Origin of the sequence: Rhodospira trueperi (assembly GCF_900101965.1) — a bacterium.
GTDB lineage: Bacteria > Pseudomonadota > Alphaproteobacteria > Rhodospirillales > Rhodospirillaceae > Rhodospira > Rhodospira trueperi.
This window is the reverse complement of record NZ_FNAP01000002.1, coordinates 357,638-373,418: the sequence shown is the minus strand read 5'-3', so window position 1 is coordinate 373,418 and position 15,781 is coordinate 357,638. Positions and strand designations below refer to the sequence as shown.

Below are 15,781 nucleotides of genomic sequence, written 5' to 3'. Positions count from 1 at the left end.
GGTGAGGTCATTGGGGAGCGGGCACGGACCCCGCCGCCGCCATCTGGCGCAGCCGGAAACGCTGGATCTTGCCGGTCGCGGTCTTCGGCAGGTCGTCCAGGACATGAATGCGGCGGGGGTACTTGTAGGGCGCCAGTCCCTCCTTGCAGTGCCGCACCAGGGCCTCGCGCAGGGGGTCGCTCTCGCGCACGCCGTCGCGCAGCACCACCCAGGCCTCCGGCTTGATCAGGCCGTCGGTGTCGGGAACGCCGACAACGGCGGCCTCCAGCACGTCGGGATGGGTGATGATGCGGCTCTCGATCTCGATGGGTGAGCACCAGATGCCGCCCACCTTCAGCATGTCGTTGCTGCGACCGCAGTACTGAAAACGCCCGTCCTCGTCGCATCGGAAGGTATCGCCGGTGTCGAGCCACTCGCCGCGCATGGTGGCGGCGGTCTGGTCCGGGTTGTTCCAGTAGAACGCCGCCGTGGACCAACCCTTGACCTGAAGGCGGCCGACCTCGCCCGGCGGCACCTCGGCGTCGGTATCATCGACGATGCGCACGGTGTAACCCGGCACCGGCCGACCGCTGGACCCGGGTTGGGCGCCGTCCGGGCGGTTGCACAGGAAGATGTGCAGCGCCTCGGTGGAGCCGATGCCGTCCAGGATCGTCAGCCCGGTGCGCTGCGTCCAGCGGCGAAAGATCTCGGCCGGCAAGGGCTCCCCGGCCGAAAAGCACAGCCGCAGCGACGACAGATCGGCGTCCGTCGTCTCCAGCGCCTGAAGCTGAGCGGCGTACAGGGTGGGCACGCCGTAGTAGACGGTGGGCCGGAACCGTTCGATGACCGCGAGCGTATTGGCGGGGGTCGGCTTCTCGTCCAGCAGCACCGCCGCCGATCCGGTCCACAGCGGCACGGTGGCCGCGTTGCCCAGCCCATAGGCGAAGAACAGCTTGGAGGCCGAGAACGTCAGGTCATCGGGGCCAACGCCCAGCACCTCGCACCCGAACCACTGACTGGTCACCACCATGTCGCGGTGGCGGTGCACGGCGCCCTTGGGCCGCCCGGTCGAACCGGAGGAGTAGAGCCAGAAGCACGGGTCCAGCGCGTCGGCCGGTTCGGCCGCGAGGGTATCCACAGCACCGTCCATCAGCGACAGCAGCGTCCGCCCCTCCCCTTCCCCCTCCACCGGCAGCGCCACCGCCGGCCCCGGGTCGGCGGCCTGCACGGCGGGAACCACCTCGGCGGCATACTCCGGGCTCCAGACCACGGCCGCGCACCCGGAGTCCTCAATGATCCAGCGGTAATCCTCCGTCCGCAGCAGGGTGTTGAGCGGCACCGGCACCAAGCCCGCCTTGATCGCGCCCCAGAACAGGAACAGGAATTCCGGACAATCCTTGACCACCAGGATCACCCGCGCGCCCGGCTCCAGGCCCTGCCCCCGCAGGGAATTGCCGCAGCGGTTCACGCCGGCGGCCAGGTCGGCAAAGGTGACGGTGCGCCCGCCGGTGGTGACATACGCGGTCCTGTCGCCCCGCCCCTCCTCCAGATGGCGGTCGATGAAGGGCACGGCGACATTGAAGCCCGACCCGAAACGAATGGTCGCGGGCGATGTCGCCGGATCGACGGTCAGGGTCGGTGTCCGCATCTCCACCATGCTCTCTCCCCCCTCCTCTGCCCGGTCTCTAGAGCGCGTTGCGTGCGTTCTGACTCACGCAACGCGCTCTAATCCTTTCATCTTGAAGCAAATCGTCGTCGCGATTCGTTCCGGATCGCTCGGGATTTGCTCTAAAGGCTCAGGTGCCGGGTCAGGGCGGCCTCGTTCCGAGCCATCTCGGCGGCGGCCCCCTCCATGACGATGCGGCCCTTGACCATGACCATCGCCCGGTCGCTGAAGGCCAGAAGGTCCTTGACGTTCTTGTCCACCAGCAGGGCGGCGATGCCGGACTCACGGACCGTCCGGATGACCGCCCAGATCTCCTTGCGGATGAGCGGGGCCAGCCCCTCGGTCGCCTCATCCATGATGAGCAGGTCGGGGTTGGTCATCAGCGCCCGGCCGATGGAGACCATCTGCTGCTCGCCACCCGACAGCCGGTCGCCCAGGCTGTTGATGCGCTCGGCCAGTCGCGGGAAGGTGTCGAGCACCCGCTCCTGGGTCCAATCGCGGCGGCCGTCCTGGCCGGGACGCGCCCCCATCACCAGGTTCTCGCGCACCGTCAGGTTGGGGAACACGCCCCGCCCCTCCGGCACCACGGCGATGCCCTGACGGACGATGGCCTTCGGCGCCGCGCCGGTCATGATCTGACCGTTAACCCGCACCGCGCCGTGGGTAGGCCGCAGCAGGCCGAGCAGCGTGCGCAGCGTGGTCGTCTTGCCCATGCCGTTGCGGCCCAGCAGGCAGACCACCTCGCCCCGCTCCACCCGCAGCGACACCCCGTGCAGGATGTGGCTGGAGCCGATGTGCGTGTGCAGACCGTCGCCCTCGAGGATCGGCGGCGTCTCCGTCATGGCTCCGCCTCCTCGCCCAAATAGGCCTCGCGAACGGTGGCGCTGGCCCGGATCTGCTCCACCGACCCCGTTTCCAGGACGGCCCCGTTGACCATCACCGTGATACGCTCGGCGATGGCGAACACCGCGTCCATGTCGTGCTCGATCAGGATCATGGTGTGGTCGGCGGCCAGCCGCCGCAGCAGCTCGGTGACGCGGCGCGATTCCTCCTGGCCCATGCCGGCCAGCGGCTCGTCCAGCAGCAGCAGGGTCGGCTCAGTGGCCATCATCATGCCGATTTCAAGCTGGCGCTTCTCACCGTGGCTGAGGGTGGCGGCGATGGTGTCGGCGCGAGCCTCCAGCCCGCACAGCGCCAGCGCGTGCTCGGCCCGCGCCTGAACTTGCCGGCGGGCGGCGCGCGAGGGCCGGATGCGGGCCAGCCCCCCGGGCAGCCGGGACAGCGCCCCCAGGCGGCAATTGTCCAGGCAGGTCAGCTCGGGCAGGATGTTGGTCTTCTGGTAGCTGCGGCCGATGCCCATGCGCACGCGGCGCTGCACCGGCCGCGCGGTGATGTCCCGGCCCCGGAAGCGAATGGTGCCGCTGGTGGGCGGCAGGTCGCCGGACAGCAGGTTGATGACCGTGGTCTTGCCGGCCCCGTTGGGGCCAAGAATGGCGTGGACAACGCCCACCTCGAAGGTGAGAGAGACGTTGTTGACCGCGCGCAGGCCCCCGAAGCGGCGGGTCAGGGCGCGGGTTTCCAGCATCGGCTCAGCCATCGTCGCCGCCCTCCGCCTGGGCCTCCGCCGGCGTGGCCCGCCGGCCCCGCAACCAGGACGGTCCCGCCCCCCGCGTGAGCAGACTGACCAAGCCGTTCGGCAGGAACAGCACCACGGCGATGACGAACAGGCCGATGATCAACTTCCAGTGACTGGTCAGATCGGCGACCCAGTCCTCCAGCAGCACCAGGGTCAGGGCGCCGATCACCGGCCCCACCAGAGTCCCCATGCCGCCCAGGATGACGATGATCAGCACCATGGCGGACTCGTGCCAGCCCAGGTGGGCCGGGCTCATGAATCCGCTCCGCGCCACTTCCAGGAACCCGGCCAGCCCGGCGATGGTGCCGGCGATGACGAACACGGCCAACTGATGCCGGTGGACATCATGCCCCAGCGCCTGGGTCCGGCCGGGGTTGATCCGCACACCGCGCACGATCTGGCCGAACGGCGCGCGCATCAGCAGCCAAAGCCCGACGTACACCGCCACCAGACACGCCCAGGCGGTGTAGTAGAAGACCATGCGGTCGGACAGCTCGAGCAGCGTCCAGCCCCCCACCGCCAGCACCGGCTTGTCCCAGACCGAAATGCCGTCGGTGCCGCCCCAGTACGACACGTCGTGGAAGAACAGATAGGTCATCTGGCCGAGCGCCAGCGTGATCATGATGAAGTAGATGCCGGACGTCCGCACGCTGATCCAGCCGATCACCAGCGCCAGCAGCGCCGAGACCGCCAGCGAGGCCGGGAGGAGGAGCGCCATGTCCGTCACTCCGGCCTTCAGGATCAGGGTTGCGGTGATGTACCCGGCGGCGCCGGAGAAGGCCGCGTGCCCAAGGCTGACCAGGCCGGTGTAGCCGACCAGCAGATCCAGGCTCATGGCCAGGATGCCCAGGACGATGATCTTGGCCATCAGGCGGACGTAGAAGGTCTCGCCGACCAGCGGGTAAAGGGCGAGCCCCACGGCCACGACCACGAACAGCAGCGGCAGAACGACGGTGGGGGACAGGGCGCGGGACATCATGGGGCGTCACCGTGCCGCGAACAGGCCGCTTGGCCGCCAGACCAGCACCAGCGCCATCAGGGCATAGACCACCACGCCGGCGGCCTCGGGCAGGAACACGGCGCCGAAGGTATCCGCCAGGCCGATCAGCATGGCGCCCCAGAAGGCCCCTTGGATCGACCCCACCCCACCGACCACGACGACCACGAACGACATGATGAGAATGTCGTCGCCCATGGTCGGATGAACGGAATTGACGGGCGCCGCGATCATGCCGGCGAACGCCGCGAGCCCCACGCCCAGGCCGAAGACAGCCATGTTCAGCCGGTTCACGTCGACCCCCATCAACTCCACCATCTCGCGGTTAGAGGCGCTGGCGCGGATCATCATGCCCAGCCGGGTATATCGGATCAGCGCCAACAGCCCGCCGGCGGTGGCGATGCAGGCGGCGGAGATGAACAGCCGGTAGACCGGATAGGCCTGGGTGTCGGTCAGCGCGACCGAGCCCGCCAGCATCGCCGGCACGCTCACCCCATGGACGTCATCGCCCCACAGGATGGTGATCAGTTCGCCGATCACCAGGATCATCCCGAACGTGAACAGCACCTGCAGCAGGTGGTCGCGGTGGTACAGATGGACGAAGCCCAGGCGCTCGATCACCAACCCGAGAACAACCCCGATCGGCACGCCGACCGCGACCCCAAGAAAGAAGTTCCCGGTCGCTCCGGCGAGCCAGTAGGCCAGATAGGCGCCGACCATGTAGAACGCGCCGTGAGCCAGGTTGACGATGCCCATGATCCCGAAGACGAGCGTCAGCCCGCTGGCGACCAGGAACAGCAGGAACCCGTATTGGATTCCATTCATCGCCTGAATCAAATAGTAGGTGTAGTCCATGCGATGCCCGTGCCCTGCCGGTGCCAGAAAGACCAGAGAATGGTGATCGGTGAGGGAATGGGGGCCGACGGCCGCGCGTGACGCGCCGGCCCTCCGGGTCAGAGCGAGCAGCCCGTGGCCGGATCCTCCACGTCCTCGGCGGCCACGCCCAGGATATGGTCCTGTCCGTTCCGCACCTCGCGCAGGTAGATGTCCTGGATCGGATTGTGCGCCTTGGACATGCGGAACGTGCCCCGGGGGCTTTCGATCTCGGCGGCCTCCATGGCGGCGTACAGATCACGTTTGGCTGAGATATCGCCCTGAACGGCTTCCAGGCCCTTCGCCAGCAGGGTGGCGGTATCATACCCCTGGACGGCGAACACGTCGGACTCCCGGCCCGTGGCGGACTGGAACGCCTCGCGGAACTTCAGGTTAAGCGGATTATCGAGCGCAACCGAGTAATGCAGCGTCGTCTTGATGCCCTCGGCCGCATCGCCGACGCCGCCGAGCACGCCCTCGGTCAGGAAGCCCGGACCGTAAAGGGGGATCTGTCCGTGCAGGCCCGCCGCCGCGTAATCCTTGATGAACTTCAGCGCGCCACCGCCGGAGAAGAAGGCATACACGGCATCCGGTTGCAGCGCGGCGATGTCGGTCAGGTAGGCCTGGAACTCGTCATTGGGGAAATCCAACAGGATTTCCTTGACGATCTCGCCGCCGCCGGCCGTGAAGGACTCGGTGAATCCCCCCAGCATCTCCTTGCCGGCCGCGTAGTTCCACGAGATCAGCACGACCTTCTTGTGACCGTCCTTCAGGACGACATCGCCGCACGGATAGTTCGCCTGCCAGCTTGAGAACGAGGTCCGGAACAGGTTGGGGGCGCACAACTCGCGGGTGATGCGGTTGGCACCGGCATTCGGCACGATGGTCAACGTGCCTTCCTCGCGGACGATGGGCGCCATGGCCTGCACGACGCCCGAGTGGACGGTGCCCACCACAACGTCAACCTCTTCCTTCAGGACCAACTCGGTGATGTTGTCCACGGCCTTGGGCGGCGCGGACTCGTCGTCCACGCGCACGAACTCCACCTCGGCGCCGCCAAGGGTATCGCCCAGTTCCGCCATGCGCAGCATGAAGGCGTCGGTGATGTTGTTGCCGAGCTTCGCGTAGGTGCCGCTATAGGGCAGCATGAATCCCACCTTGATCCGCGGCGGCGACCCGATGGCGAACCGGGGCAGGCCGGCCATCGTGGCCGCGGCGGCGGCCCCGCCCAAAACGGCGCGGCGGCTGGGGGTGAACCGGATACCAGACATGACGTTTCCCTCCCGATTTGGATTGTTGACCGTTTGACGCGGCTGGCCAGGGTCTCCGGACCTTCCGTGGCGCTCTTGAACGCGCGCCGGAAGCCCGTTGGCCACCGCCTTCAACTGTCCGAGCAAATGCAGCCCCAATCGCGCTTTTCTTGTTTTTTCGTCTCCCCGATCCATCTCCGCGCCGGACCCTTGACCGATTTTCGTCGCTGCCAAGAGGCCACGCACAGGATGACCCTGGAGATGTCCCCACGATACCTGCGGTCAAATGCGCAATCAAGCACCATAATGCCATTTCTTGTTTCCGGTGCCCCAGGGCAATCGGGTGAATGCACGGTTGACGAAAAGCGAAGCGTCGTAGGGCGGGTTCGCGCCGAAGGCGCAACCCGCCGCATCACAGCCACGCGGCGGATTGCCCCGCTTCGCGGGTCGAATCCGCCCTACCTGCATAAAAAGATGGTGGGGCGTTCCGCCCCAAGCCACACGATCCCCCGCGTCTTTGCGACCACACACCCTTTCACCCGATTGCCCTGTCCAGTACCCCGGAATCGGTGTGCGGCCTCGCCCGTTCCGCTATGATGGGAAGAGGTGCAGTCCCAAGGGGTGTCGGTATGTCCATTCTCGGTCTCTCGCGAGTCCTCACCCCACGATCGGTGGCCGTCATCGGCGCCTCGGCGCGACCCCGCCGGTTCGGCAATGTGGTCATGCGCAATCTGCTCGAGGGCAACTTTCCCGGCCCGGTCATGCCGGTCAGTCCCAGGGAAAAGGCCGTGGCCGGCGTCCTGGCCTATCCGTCCATCGCCGCCTTGCCGGAAACGCCGGATCTCGCGGTGGTATGCGTGGCCGGCCGGCGCGTGCCGGAAACGCTGGAGGACCTGGGCGCGCGCGGCACCGCCGGGGCCATTGTCGTCGCCCTGGATGTGGACCCCGCCGCCATCCGGACCATCTCCCGGCGTCACGGCCTGCGGGTGTTCGGCGCCGGGAGTCTGGGGCTCATCGTTCCACAGGCGCGCCTGAACGCCAGCTTCGCGCATGTGCCGGCGCTGCCCGGGCAGGTGGCCTTTGTTTCCCAGTCGGGCGTGCCGTGCGTCTCGGTCCTGGACTGGGCGCGCCCGCGCGGGGTCGGCTTTTCGCGCTTCGTCTCGCTGGGACAGGCGGCGGACGTCGACTTCGCCGACATGATGGACATGCTGGCCAACGACCCGGAGACCCGCGCCATCCTGCTCTTCATCGAATCCATCGCCGCGCGGCGTGAGTTCATGCCCGCCGCCCGCGCGGCCGCCCGCAACAAGCCGCTGCTGCTGGTCAAGGCCGGACGCGACGACCTGAACCGGCAAATCGGCCCGTTCCTGTCCGAGGCCCTGGCCGCCCCCGACGACGTCTTCGACGCCGCCGTGGGCCGGGCCGGCGCGCTGCGGGTCGGCTCGCTGGATGAGTTGTTCGAGGGGGCGGAGACGCTGGCCCGGTCCCGCGCGCTGCGCGGCGACCGGCTGGCCGTGCTGGCCAACGGCGAGGGCGCCCTCACCATGGCGTGGGACGAGATCACCCACGCCAACGGGGGCCGCCCGGCCACCCTGTCGCCAGATACCCGGACCCGCCTGGAGGACATCGCCGTCCCCGGCGGGATCGGCGACTCGGCCGTGGATCTGGGATTGGCGGCGGCGCCGGAGCGCTACGGCGAGGCCCTGGCGGTGCTGGCCGAGGACGAGGGCCTGGACGTCGTGCTGGTGGTTCACGTGCCGACTCCCATGGCCGACGCCGTGGCGACGGCGCGGGCGGTCGTCGAGGGCACCCGCCGCCATGGCTGCCCGGTGCTGGCCTGCTGGATCGGCGCCGACGCCTCCATGCCGGCGCGCCGCCTGCTGACCGAGGCCGCCCTGCCGGTGTTCGCCAGCATCCGTGGGGCCGTGGCCGGCTTCCGCCATGTGGTCCTCCATGCCCGCAACCAGGACATGCTGCTGGAGACGCCACCGTCCGACAGCGCCGACCATCAACCCGACAAGGAGGCGGCCCGCCGCTTGGTCCAACACGGCCTGGCCGATCCCGACGGCTTGCTGACCGATGCCGCCGCGCGCACGTTGCTGGCGGTGTACGGCGTGCCCACGGTGCCGAGCGTGCCCGCCACCGACGCCGAGGACGCGGCCCGGGTGGCGGAGCGGATGGGCTTCCCCGTCGCCCTGACGGCGGCCTCGCCCGACCTGCCGCGCAAGTGGGACGTCGGCGCGGTGGCGTTGAACCTGGAAAACGGAGACGCCGTGCGCGCCGCCGCCGAGGGCATCCTCCAGCGCGTGCGGCAGCATCGGCCGGACGCCCGCGTCCAGGGCTTCGCCGTGCAGCGCATGGCGCTGCGCCCCAACGCCCGCCAACTCATGCTGGGCAGCGCCTGCGATCCGTTGTTCGGCCCGGTGCTGGTGTTCGGCGAGGGCGGGCGCGCGGTGGAGGTGCTGCGCGACCATGTGGTCGGGCTGCCGCCGCTCAACCTGCCGCTCGCCCGGCAGATGATCGCCCGCACGCGGGTCTCACGCCGGCTGGAGGCGCACGGGTTCCGGCCCGCCGCCGACCGCGAGGCACTGGCCCAGGCCCTGGTGCGTCTGTCGCACCTGATCGTCGACAATCCAGAGATCGTCGCCTGCGACATCAACCCGCTGTTCGCGGATGAGCAGGGCGTTCTGGTGGTCGATGCCCGCATTCGGCTGGCGCCCGTGGATGGTTCCGACCGGCGACGCTTCGCTATCATGCCCTATCCCAGCGGCTTGGAAGAATCCGCGACCCTGTACGACGGTAGCGCCGTAACGCTGCGGCCGATCCGCCCGGAGGACGAACCCGCGCACGCCGACCTGGTGGCCCGGGTCACGCCGCAGGACCTGCGCTACCGCTTCTTCGGCGCGGTCAGGGAGTTGAAGCACCACCAACTGGCCCGGCTGACCCAGGTCGACTACAACCGGGAGATGGCCTTCATCGCCACCCGCCCGCGCGCCGCCGACGGCCAGCCGGAGACCCTGGGCGTGGTGCGCACGGTCACCGACCCGGACAACCGGCGCGGAGAACTGGCCATCCTGGTGCGCTCCGACCTGAAGGGAACGGGGCTGGGCACCATTCTGGTGGACAAGATCGTCCGCTATCACCGGGCGCGCGGCACGGGGGAAATCGGCGCCCAGGTGCTGGCGGACAACGAGGCCATGCTGCGGCTGGCCAAGCGGTGCGGGTTCTCGGTCGGCCGGACGTCGGACCCGGAGGTCATGGACTGCGTCATCCGCACCGGCGGGAACGCGCATTAAAGACGGGGCCGTCTGCCCGCCTCAGGCCGCTTCCAGCACCACGGCGATACCCTGGCCCACGCCGATGCACAGGGTCACCAGCGCATACCGGCCGCCCTGCCGCCGCAACGCCCGCGCGGCGTGCAGGATCAGCCGGACGCCCGACGCGCCCAGGGGATGGCCGATGGCAATGGCGCCGCCGTCGGGGTTCAGGCGCGGATCGTCGGGAGCCAGCCCCATCTGCCGGCAGCAGCCCAGCACCTGCGCGGCGAACGCCTCGTTGATCTCGATCAGGTCCAGATCACCCAGCCGCAGCCCGGCGCGCTCCAACGCCTTGGCTGAGGCCGGCACCGGCCCCAATCCCATGACCCGGGGCGGCACCCCGGCCACTGCTGCTGTTACGATACGGGCCAACGGCGTCATGCCCGCAAGATCGGCCACCTCCCGGCCGCCGACCAGCACCAGCGCCGCGCCGTCGTTGATGCCGGAGGCATTGCCGGCGGTGACCACGCCGTCGGCGGCCAGCGGACGCAGCCGGGCCAGCGACTCCGCCGTCGTCTCCGGCCGGGGGTGTTCGTCCGCATCCACAGACCGGGGTTGCGCCTTGCGGCCCGGTGGGGTGATCGAAACCGGGAGGATTTCGTCGTCGAAGACGCCGGCGCCCCGCGCCCGCTCGTAAGCCTGCTGAGACCGCAGCGCGAACGCGTCACAGTCCTCGCGGCCGATCCCCAAGTCCCGGGCGACATTGTCGGCGGTCTGGGGCATGGTGTCGTCGCCGTGCGGCCCCACCAGCGCCGGATTGGGGAAACGCGAGCCGATGGTGGTGTCGAACATCCGCACGTCGCGGGCGTACGGGGCCTCGGCCTTAGCCATCACGAACGGCGCCCGGCTCATGGACTCCACACCGCCGGCCAGCACCAAGTCGCCCTCGCCGACGCGCACGGCCCGGGCCGCGTCCACCACCGCCGTCAGACCGCTGCCGCACAGGCGGTTGACGGAGGCGCCCGGCACCTCCACCGGCAGGCCGGCGATCAGGGCGGCATTGCGGCCAACGTTGCGGCCATCCTCGCCGGCCTGACAGGCACAGCCGAGCACCACATCCTCGATGCGGGACACGGCCGCCGCCGGCAGGCGCGCCACCAGGGCGCGGATCAGCCCGGCCGCCAGATCGTCGGGCCGCACCCCGGCCAGGGCGCCGCCGTGGCGCCCGAACGGGGTGCGCAGGCCGTCCAGGATGAAGGCGTCCCTCATTCCTCGAGACCCTGCCCCTGTCGCAATCGGAAGCGCTGGATCTTTCCGGTGGCGGTCTTCGGCAGTTCGTCGATGAAATGGAGATCACGCGGGAACTTGTACGGCGCCAGGGCCTTCTTGCAGTGCTGTTGCAGTTCTTCGCGCAGGGCATCCGTCGGTCGCGCGCTGTCGGCCAGCACGATCCAGGCCTCCGGCTTCACGAGCCCGGCGCCGTCCGCGCGGCCGACGACGGCGGCCTCCAGCACGGCGGGATGCTCGATCAACGCGCCCTCGATCTCGAACGGCGAACACCAGATGCCGCCGACCTTCAGCATGTCATCGGAGCGACCGCTGTAGAACAGATAGCCGTCCTCGTCCTGGTAGTACGTGTCGCCGGTGTTGAGCCAGTCCCCCACCATGGTGGCGGCGGTCTTCTCGGGGTTACGCCAGTAGCAACGGGCGGTCGACGGCCCCCGGATGAACAGGCGCCCGGCCTCGCCCGGGGGAACCTCGCGGTCCTGCTCGTCGAGGATGCGGGCCTCGTACCCGGGCACGATGCGGCCGCTGGAGCCGGGCCGAATGTCGTCCTCGCTGTTGGAGATGAAGATGTGCAGCGCCTCGGTGGAGCCGATGCCGTCCAGGATCGTCAGCCCAGTGCGTTGCTTCCAGCGCCGGAAAATGTCGGCGGGCAGGGCCTCGCCGGCGGAGACGCACAGGCGCACCGAAGACAAGTCGGGCTTGGCCTGCTCAAGGGCCTGCAACTGGGCGGCATATAGCGTGGGAACACCGAAAAACAGGGTCGGACGGTAAGTCTCGACGGTCGCGAACGTGCTGTCCGGCGTCGGCCGCGAATCCAGAAGCACGGCCGTACCGCCGACCCAGAGGGGGAACGTCATGCCATTGCCCAGGCCGTAGGCAAAAAACAGCTTGGCCGCCGAGAAGAACACATCATCCTCGCGGGCGCCCAGGGTCCGGCGGCCGTACAATTCGCTGGCGGCCACCATGTCGCGCTGGCGATGCACCGCCCCCTTGGGGCGCCCGGTGGAGCCCGACGAGTACAACCAGAAACAGTCTTGGTCCTCGCCGGCCGGCACGGCGTCGAAGGTCTCGGGGCCGGATTCGAACAGCGGACAGGCACCGGTTTCGTCAACCTCGATCACGGTGCAAGGCCGGTGCGCCGCCGCCTCCAGGGCCGCCTTGACCTCTGCGGCGAATTCAACGGAGGAGACCAGTGCGGCACACTCCGAGTTCTCGATCATGAAGGCAAAATCCGGGCCTCGCAGCAGGGTGTTGACAGGCACGGGCACAAACCCCGCCTTGATGGCGCCCCAGAACACATGGAAGAAGGCCGGGCAGTCCTTGACGATCATCAGAATGCGGTCGCCGCGCGTCAGTCCGGAGCCGGTCAGGGCGTTGGCGCACCGGTTCACATGGGCGACAAGATCCGCGTAGGTGACCGCCCCGTGCCGCCAGCGGATGGCGACCTTGTCGCCGCGCCCCTCGGTCAGGTGGCGGTCGATGAAGGCCGTGGCGGCGTTGAAGCCATCCGGAAATACCAGGTCATGTCCTGGCCCGACCGTGGGCGAAGCCTCCGGCATGGTTTGTGTCTCCTCCCCTTGGCCCGGTCCGGCGTTGTTTTTGGTGGCCGGCTCCGGTGTTCATCGCGTCCGGACGGATGGGCACCATCCGTGTTTCGTTTCCGGAGTCCGTCCGGCGGCTCCGTCACAATTCCGGTAAAGTGGTGCCCCTTTACGCCTTTTTGCCATCGCGGCACCGCGTTGTCAAGGTTCGGTCGCATTTCCTGCCTTTTGTTGTGGGGCTGAAGAGGTCATATCCGTGGCACGCGGCCGGTTCATACGGACCGACTCATCATGCCGGTGGCCACCCGATTCAATAACAGGTATTCTGGTACTGAATTTGCTTCATTCTCGAAACAACCGCCCCATGCCCCGACCAGAAGGAGATTCGGCCGTGGCCGACGATCCGGACCCGTTGACCCCGACCATTCGCCCCGCGACGCCTGCCGACCTGGACTTCATCATTGCCCTGGACCGCGATATGACCGGCATAGAGAAGCCGGAGTATTGGCGCGGAATCTATGATCGATTCGGCAAAGGGTCCGAGGGCTGCATTCTGGTCGCCTACACGGACGACCGTTTCGTCGGGTTCATCGTCGGCGAGGTCCGCGCCTGGGAATTCGGCTCACCGCCATGCGGTTGGGTGTTCGCGCTGGGCGTGCCGGCGGACCTGCGCGTGCAGGGCGTCGGCACGGCGCTGTTCGAAGGGCTGTGCGACCGGTTCCGCGCGGCGGGCGTCAAGACGATCCGAACCATGCTGGCGCGCGATGCCCGGCTGCTCATGTCCTTCTTCCGCAGTCAGGGCATGATGGGGGGGCCGTTCATCCAGCTTGAGAAGGAGTTGGCCGGATGAACCTGCAAATGGCCACCCGCCACGCCTTGTTCGCCATTCTTGAACTGGCCGCCCAGCCCGACCGGCAGGTCTCCGCCGCCGAAATCGCGGAGAAGTACGACATTTCCCTCAACCATCTTTCAAAGGTGCTGCGGACCCTGGGACGGCGAGGATTGGTTGAGGCCGTGCGCGGCGTGGGTGGCGGATACCGGTTCGTTGGCAACGCGCGACGGGTGACGCTGCTGGACATCATCAACGCGTTCGAGGAGGTCGGCCCGTCTCCCGGCTCGCATCGGGACCCCGGCGACGACACCGCCGAGGGGCAAGCCCTTCGCACGGTCATGGAGGAAATCGACATCCTGACCGAGGCCACGCTGTCCTCCATCACCGTCGAGACCATGCTGAAGATGATCCGCCGCTCGCGCCGGGAAACCCCGTCGGCCGCGTGAAGCCGGTCGAGCGGATCAAATGTACTGCCCCGAATCCACCTGAAGCACCTGCCCCGTGATACACCGCGCCGCGTCCGACAGCAGGAACAGGGCGGCGGCGGCCACGTCGTCCACCTCCGGCAGCGCCAGCAGCACGCTTTCGGCGGTGGCACGGTCCCGCACCTCCTGGGGCAACCCCCGCACCATATCCGTCAGCACCATGCCGGGTGCGATGGCGTTGACGGTGACCCCCTTCGGCCCCAACTCGCGCGCCGCCGTTTTGGTCAGGGCAATCAGCCCGCCCTTGGACGCCGCATAGTTCGCCTGCCCGAACTTTCCCCGCAGACCGTTGATCGAGGCGATATTGACGATTCGGCCGAAGCCAGCCTGGGTCATCGGGGCGGCCACGGCGCGGATCAGGTTGAAGGCGCCGGTCAGGTTCACCGACAGCACGGTCTCCCAGTCCTCGTCGCTCATGCGGGCGATGGAGCGGTCGCGCGTGATGCCGGCGTTGTTGACCAGCAGCGTCGGCGGCCGGTCCAGCGCCATCACGGCCTCGGTCACCTGGGCGCTGTCGCGGATATCCACCGCATGCAGAACCAAGCCGTTGGCGTCCTCGCCGGCCTCGCGATCAAACACATGCACCGCCGCGCCTTGGGCCGCGAGCGCCTCGGCGATGGCCCGGCCAATGCCCCGCCCACCGCCCGTGACGATGGCGACCCGGTCCTCGAACATCTGTCCCTCGGGGCTACCATTTTCGGGTTCGTTCCGCGTTCGATCCATGCCTTCTCTCTCCCTTGACTGCCCGTGCAAACGCTGGCACGCTTCAATCGTATTCACGCACCACAATACGGGTTTAGCGTGACGCGACGGCCTTGTCGAGTCAAGGACCGCGCGGCGCGAAGCCCCCCGACCCTCAGGGATCCCCATGACCGCAGCGGATACTCGGTGTTCTCCCTTGACGGCGGCCCATCTGGATGCCGTCATCGCCCTGGACCAGCGCCTGACGAACCAGACGCGGAAGGGCTTCTTCACCCGTCGCATGGCCGACACGCAGGCCGACGACGGCGCCACCCTTGCCCTGGTGGCGCTGTCCGGCGAAACGCCCGTCGGCTACCTGATGGCCCGCATTCTTGACGGTGAGTTCGGCGATGTCCACGCCGCCGCCGTCATCGACGCGATCGGCATCGACCCGGCCTATCGGAGCCAAGGCCTCGCCCGGACCCTGATGACTGAGTTGGAAACCCGGGCCCGCGCGCTGGGGGTCACCGAGATCCGCAGCGAGGCGGACTGGTCCGAAATGGACCTGATCCGCTTCTTCGCGGCGCAAGGGTTCGATCTCGCGCCCCATCAGGTCGTGGAACGCGACGTCGACGCGCTGGTTCCGGGTCCGGAAGAAACCGACCCGCCCGCGACCGAGTCCGTGACCGTCCGCTCGATGGTCGAGGCCGACCTGCCGCTGATCGTATCCACCGACCAACGCATCACCGGCCGGGACCGCACCGCGTACTACCGGCGCAAGCTTGCGGAGATGATGGGCGGCAGCGGCGTGCGCCTGTCGCTGGTGGCTGAAATCGACGGCGACTTCGCGGGCTTCGTGATGGCCCGCGTCGATTACGGGGATTTCGGGCGCCTGGAGACGACGGCGGTGATCGACACCATCGGCGTGACCCCGCTGTTCGCGTGGCGCGGCATCGGCCGGGCGCTGCTGGGTCAACTCATGCGCAACCTGTCGTCCCTGCGCGTGGATCGGGCGGGCACGCGTCTGGACTGGAACGAGATTGCCCTCCGCGCGTTCCTGATCCACCTGGGGTTCACGCCCCGCCCGCGTCTGTCGTTCACCCGCCAAATGGGGTGACGCGGTCTTGAACGTCATCCCGAGCGAGCCCCCGCGACCATCGGGACGATGGTCGCGCTTCTATGATCTCGGCGACGCGAAGCGTTGCCGGGGGCGAGCCGAGGGATCTGCCGCGTGGGTTCACGGCTGCAAGGGCGGCGTGCCGCCGAGGGCGATCCCTCGCCGCCTTCGGCGGCGTCG

At 68.5% G+C, this 15,781-nt stretch carries 13 protein-coding genes; 4 read left to right on the top strand and 9 right to left on the bottom strand.

What is annotated here, in order from left to right:
• Positions 1 to 7: 7 nt before the first annotated feature.
• The 6 genes from BLS85_RS04980 to BLS85_RS04955 all read right to left on the bottom strand — a co-directional run bounded on the left by BLS85_RS04980 (position 8) and on the right by BLS85_RS04955 (position 6,422).
• Entirely contained in the window at positions 8 to 1,636 is a 1,629-nt protein-coding gene (locus BLS85_RS04980) for a benzoate-CoA ligase family protein (protein ID WP_245699083.1), read from the bottom strand.
• A 131-nt stretch (positions 1,637 to 1,767) separates the two neighbouring features.
• Positions 1,768 to 2,487 carry an ABC transporter ATP-binding protein gene (locus tag BLS85_RS04975; RefSeq protein ID WP_092783021.1) on the bottom strand — a complete coding sequence of 240 codons (720 nt, stop codon included), beginning with the start codon at positions 2,485 to 2,487 and terminating at the stop codon, positions 1,768 to 1,770.
• A complete protein-coding gene (locus tag BLS85_RS04970; RefSeq protein ID WP_092783018.1) occupies positions 2,484 to 3,242 on the bottom strand; it encodes an ABC transporter ATP-binding protein in 759 nt (252 codons plus the stop codon). The genes BLS85_RS04975 and BLS85_RS04970 overlap by 4 nt, the downstream gene beginning before the upstream one ends.
• Positions 3,235 to 4,260 carry a branched-chain amino acid ABC transporter permease gene (locus BLS85_RS04965; RefSeq protein WP_092783015.1) on the bottom strand — a complete coding sequence of 342 codons (1,026 nt, stop codon included), beginning with the start codon at positions 4,258 to 4,260 and terminating at the stop codon, positions 3,235 to 3,237. Before BLS85_RS04965 ends, BLS85_RS04970 begins: the two co-directional genes overlap by 8 nt.
• A 6-nt stretch (positions 4,261 to 4,266) precedes the next feature.
• Positions 4,267 to 5,133 carry a branched-chain amino acid ABC transporter permease gene (locus BLS85_RS04960; protein WP_092783012.1) on the bottom strand — a complete coding sequence of 289 codons (867 nt, stop codon included), beginning with the start codon at positions 5,131 to 5,133 and terminating at the stop codon, positions 4,267 to 4,269.
• 98 nt (positions 5,134 to 5,231) lie between these two features.
• Positions 5,232 to 6,422, bottom strand: coding sequence for an ABC transporter substrate-binding protein (locus BLS85_RS04955; protein WP_092783009.1), 1,191 nt, complete (start codon positions 6,420 to 6,422; stop codon positions 5,232 to 5,234).
• Positions 6,423 to 7,030: 608 nt separating this feature from the next.
• Between BLS85_RS04955 and BLS85_RS04950 the strand changes: the two genes are divergently transcribed.
• The gene (locus BLS85_RS04950; protein ID WP_092783006.1) at positions 7,031 to 9,697 is read left to right on the top strand and encodes a bifunctional acetate--CoA ligase family protein/GNAT family N-acetyltransferase; all 2,667 of its coding nucleotides are present in this window, start codon (positions 7,031 to 7,033) and stop codon (positions 9,695 to 9,697) included.
• A 21-nt stretch (positions 9,698 to 9,718) separates the two neighbouring features.
• Here the strand turns inward: BLS85_RS04950 and BLS85_RS04945 are convergent, their stop codons facing one another.
• A complete protein-coding gene (locus tag BLS85_RS04945) occupies positions 9,719 to 10,927 on the bottom strand; it encodes an acetyl-CoA C-acyltransferase (RefSeq protein ID WP_092783003.1) in 1,209 nt (402 codons plus the stop codon).
• On the bottom strand, positions 10,924 to 12,504 hold the full coding sequence (locus BLS85_RS04940; protein ID WP_092783000.1) for a benzoate-CoA ligase family protein: 1,581 nt from the start codon (positions 12,502 to 12,504) through the stop codon (positions 10,924 to 10,926). Before BLS85_RS04940 ends, BLS85_RS04945 begins: the two co-directional genes overlap by 4 nt.
• Positions 12,505 to 12,877: 373 nt before the next feature.
• On the opposite strand from BLS85_RS04940, the gene BLS85_RS04935 reads away from it, so the two are divergent.
• The gene (locus BLS85_RS04935) at positions 12,878 to 13,336 is read left to right on the top strand and encodes a GNAT family N-acetyltransferase (RefSeq protein WP_245699082.1); all 459 of its coding nucleotides are present in this window, start codon (positions 12,878 to 12,880) and stop codon (positions 13,334 to 13,336) included.
• A complete protein-coding gene (locus BLS85_RS04930) occupies positions 13,333 to 13,764 on the top strand; it encodes an Rrf2 family transcriptional regulator (protein ID WP_092782994.1) in 432 nt (143 codons plus the stop codon). The genes BLS85_RS04935 and BLS85_RS04930 overlap by 4 nt, the downstream gene beginning before the upstream one ends.
• A 15-nt stretch (positions 13,765 to 13,779) precedes the next feature.
• Here BLS85_RS04930 and fabG read toward each other — a convergent pair whose 3' ends face one another.
• Positions 13,780 to 14,526 carry a 3-oxoacyl-ACP reductase FabG gene (gene fabG, locus BLS85_RS04925; RefSeq protein WP_245699081.1) on the bottom strand — a complete coding sequence of 249 codons (747 nt, stop codon included), beginning with the start codon at positions 14,524 to 14,526 and terminating at the stop codon, positions 13,780 to 13,782.
• Positions 14,527 to 14,671: 145 nt separating this feature from the next.
• Between fabG and BLS85_RS19275 the strand changes: the two genes are divergently transcribed.
• Complete coding sequence (locus tag BLS85_RS19275) at positions 14,672 to 15,601, top strand: GNAT family N-acetyltransferase (protein ID WP_218128291.1); 930 nt, start codon at positions 14,672 to 14,674, stop codon at positions 15,599 to 15,601.
• The last annotated feature ends 180 nt before the right edge of the window (positions 15,602 to 15,781 follow it).

What these genes read in the sequence shown, in the direction of transcription:
- BLS85_RS04980 (WP_245699083.1), bottom strand. Translation starts at nt 1,636, where the DNA reads ATGGTGGAGATGCGGACACCGACCCTGACCGTCGATCCGGCGACATCG.
- BLS85_RS04975 (WP_092783021.1), bottom strand. Translation starts at nt 2,487, where the DNA reads ATGACGGAGACGCCGCCGATCCTCGAGGGCGACGGTCTGCACACGCAC.
- BLS85_RS04970 (WP_092783018.1), bottom strand. Translation starts at nt 3,242, where the DNA reads ATGGCTGAGCCGATGCTGGAAACCCGCGCCCTGACCCGCCGCTTCGGG.
- BLS85_RS04965 (WP_092783015.1), bottom strand. Translation starts at nt 4,260, where the DNA reads ATGATGTCCCGCGCCCTGTCCCCCACCGTCGTTCTGCCGCTGCTGTTC.
- BLS85_RS04960 (WP_092783012.1), bottom strand. Translation starts at nt 5,133, where the DNA reads ATGGACTACACCTACTATTTGATTCAGGCGATGAATGGAATCCAATAC.
- BLS85_RS04955 (WP_092783009.1), bottom strand. Translation starts at nt 6,422, where the DNA reads ATGTCTGGTATCCGGTTCACCCCCAGCCGCCGCGCCGTTTTGGGCGGG.
- BLS85_RS04950 (WP_092783006.1), top strand. Translation starts at nt 7,031, where the DNA reads ATGTCCATTCTCGGTCTCTCGCGAGTCCTCACCCCACGATCGGTGGCC.
- BLS85_RS04945 (WP_092783003.1), bottom strand. Translation starts at nt 10,927, where the DNA reads ATGAGGGACGCCTTCATCCTGGACGGCCTGCGCACCCCGTTCGGGCGC.
- BLS85_RS04940 (WP_092783000.1), bottom strand. Translation starts at nt 12,504, where the DNA reads ATGCCGGAGGCTTCGCCCACGGTCGGGCCAGGACATGACCTGGTATTT.
- BLS85_RS04930 (WP_092782994.1), top strand. Translation starts at nt 13,333, where the DNA reads ATGAACCTGCAAATGGCCACCCGCCACGCCTTGTTCGCCATTCTTGAA.
- fabG (WP_245699081.1), bottom strand. Translation starts at nt 14,526, where the DNA reads ATGGATCGAACGCGGAACGAACCCGAAAATGGTAGCCCCGAGGGACAG.
- BLS85_RS19275 (WP_218128291.1), top strand. Translation starts at nt 14,672, where the DNA reads ATGACCGCAGCGGATACTCGGTGTTCTCCCTTGACGGCGGCCCATCTG.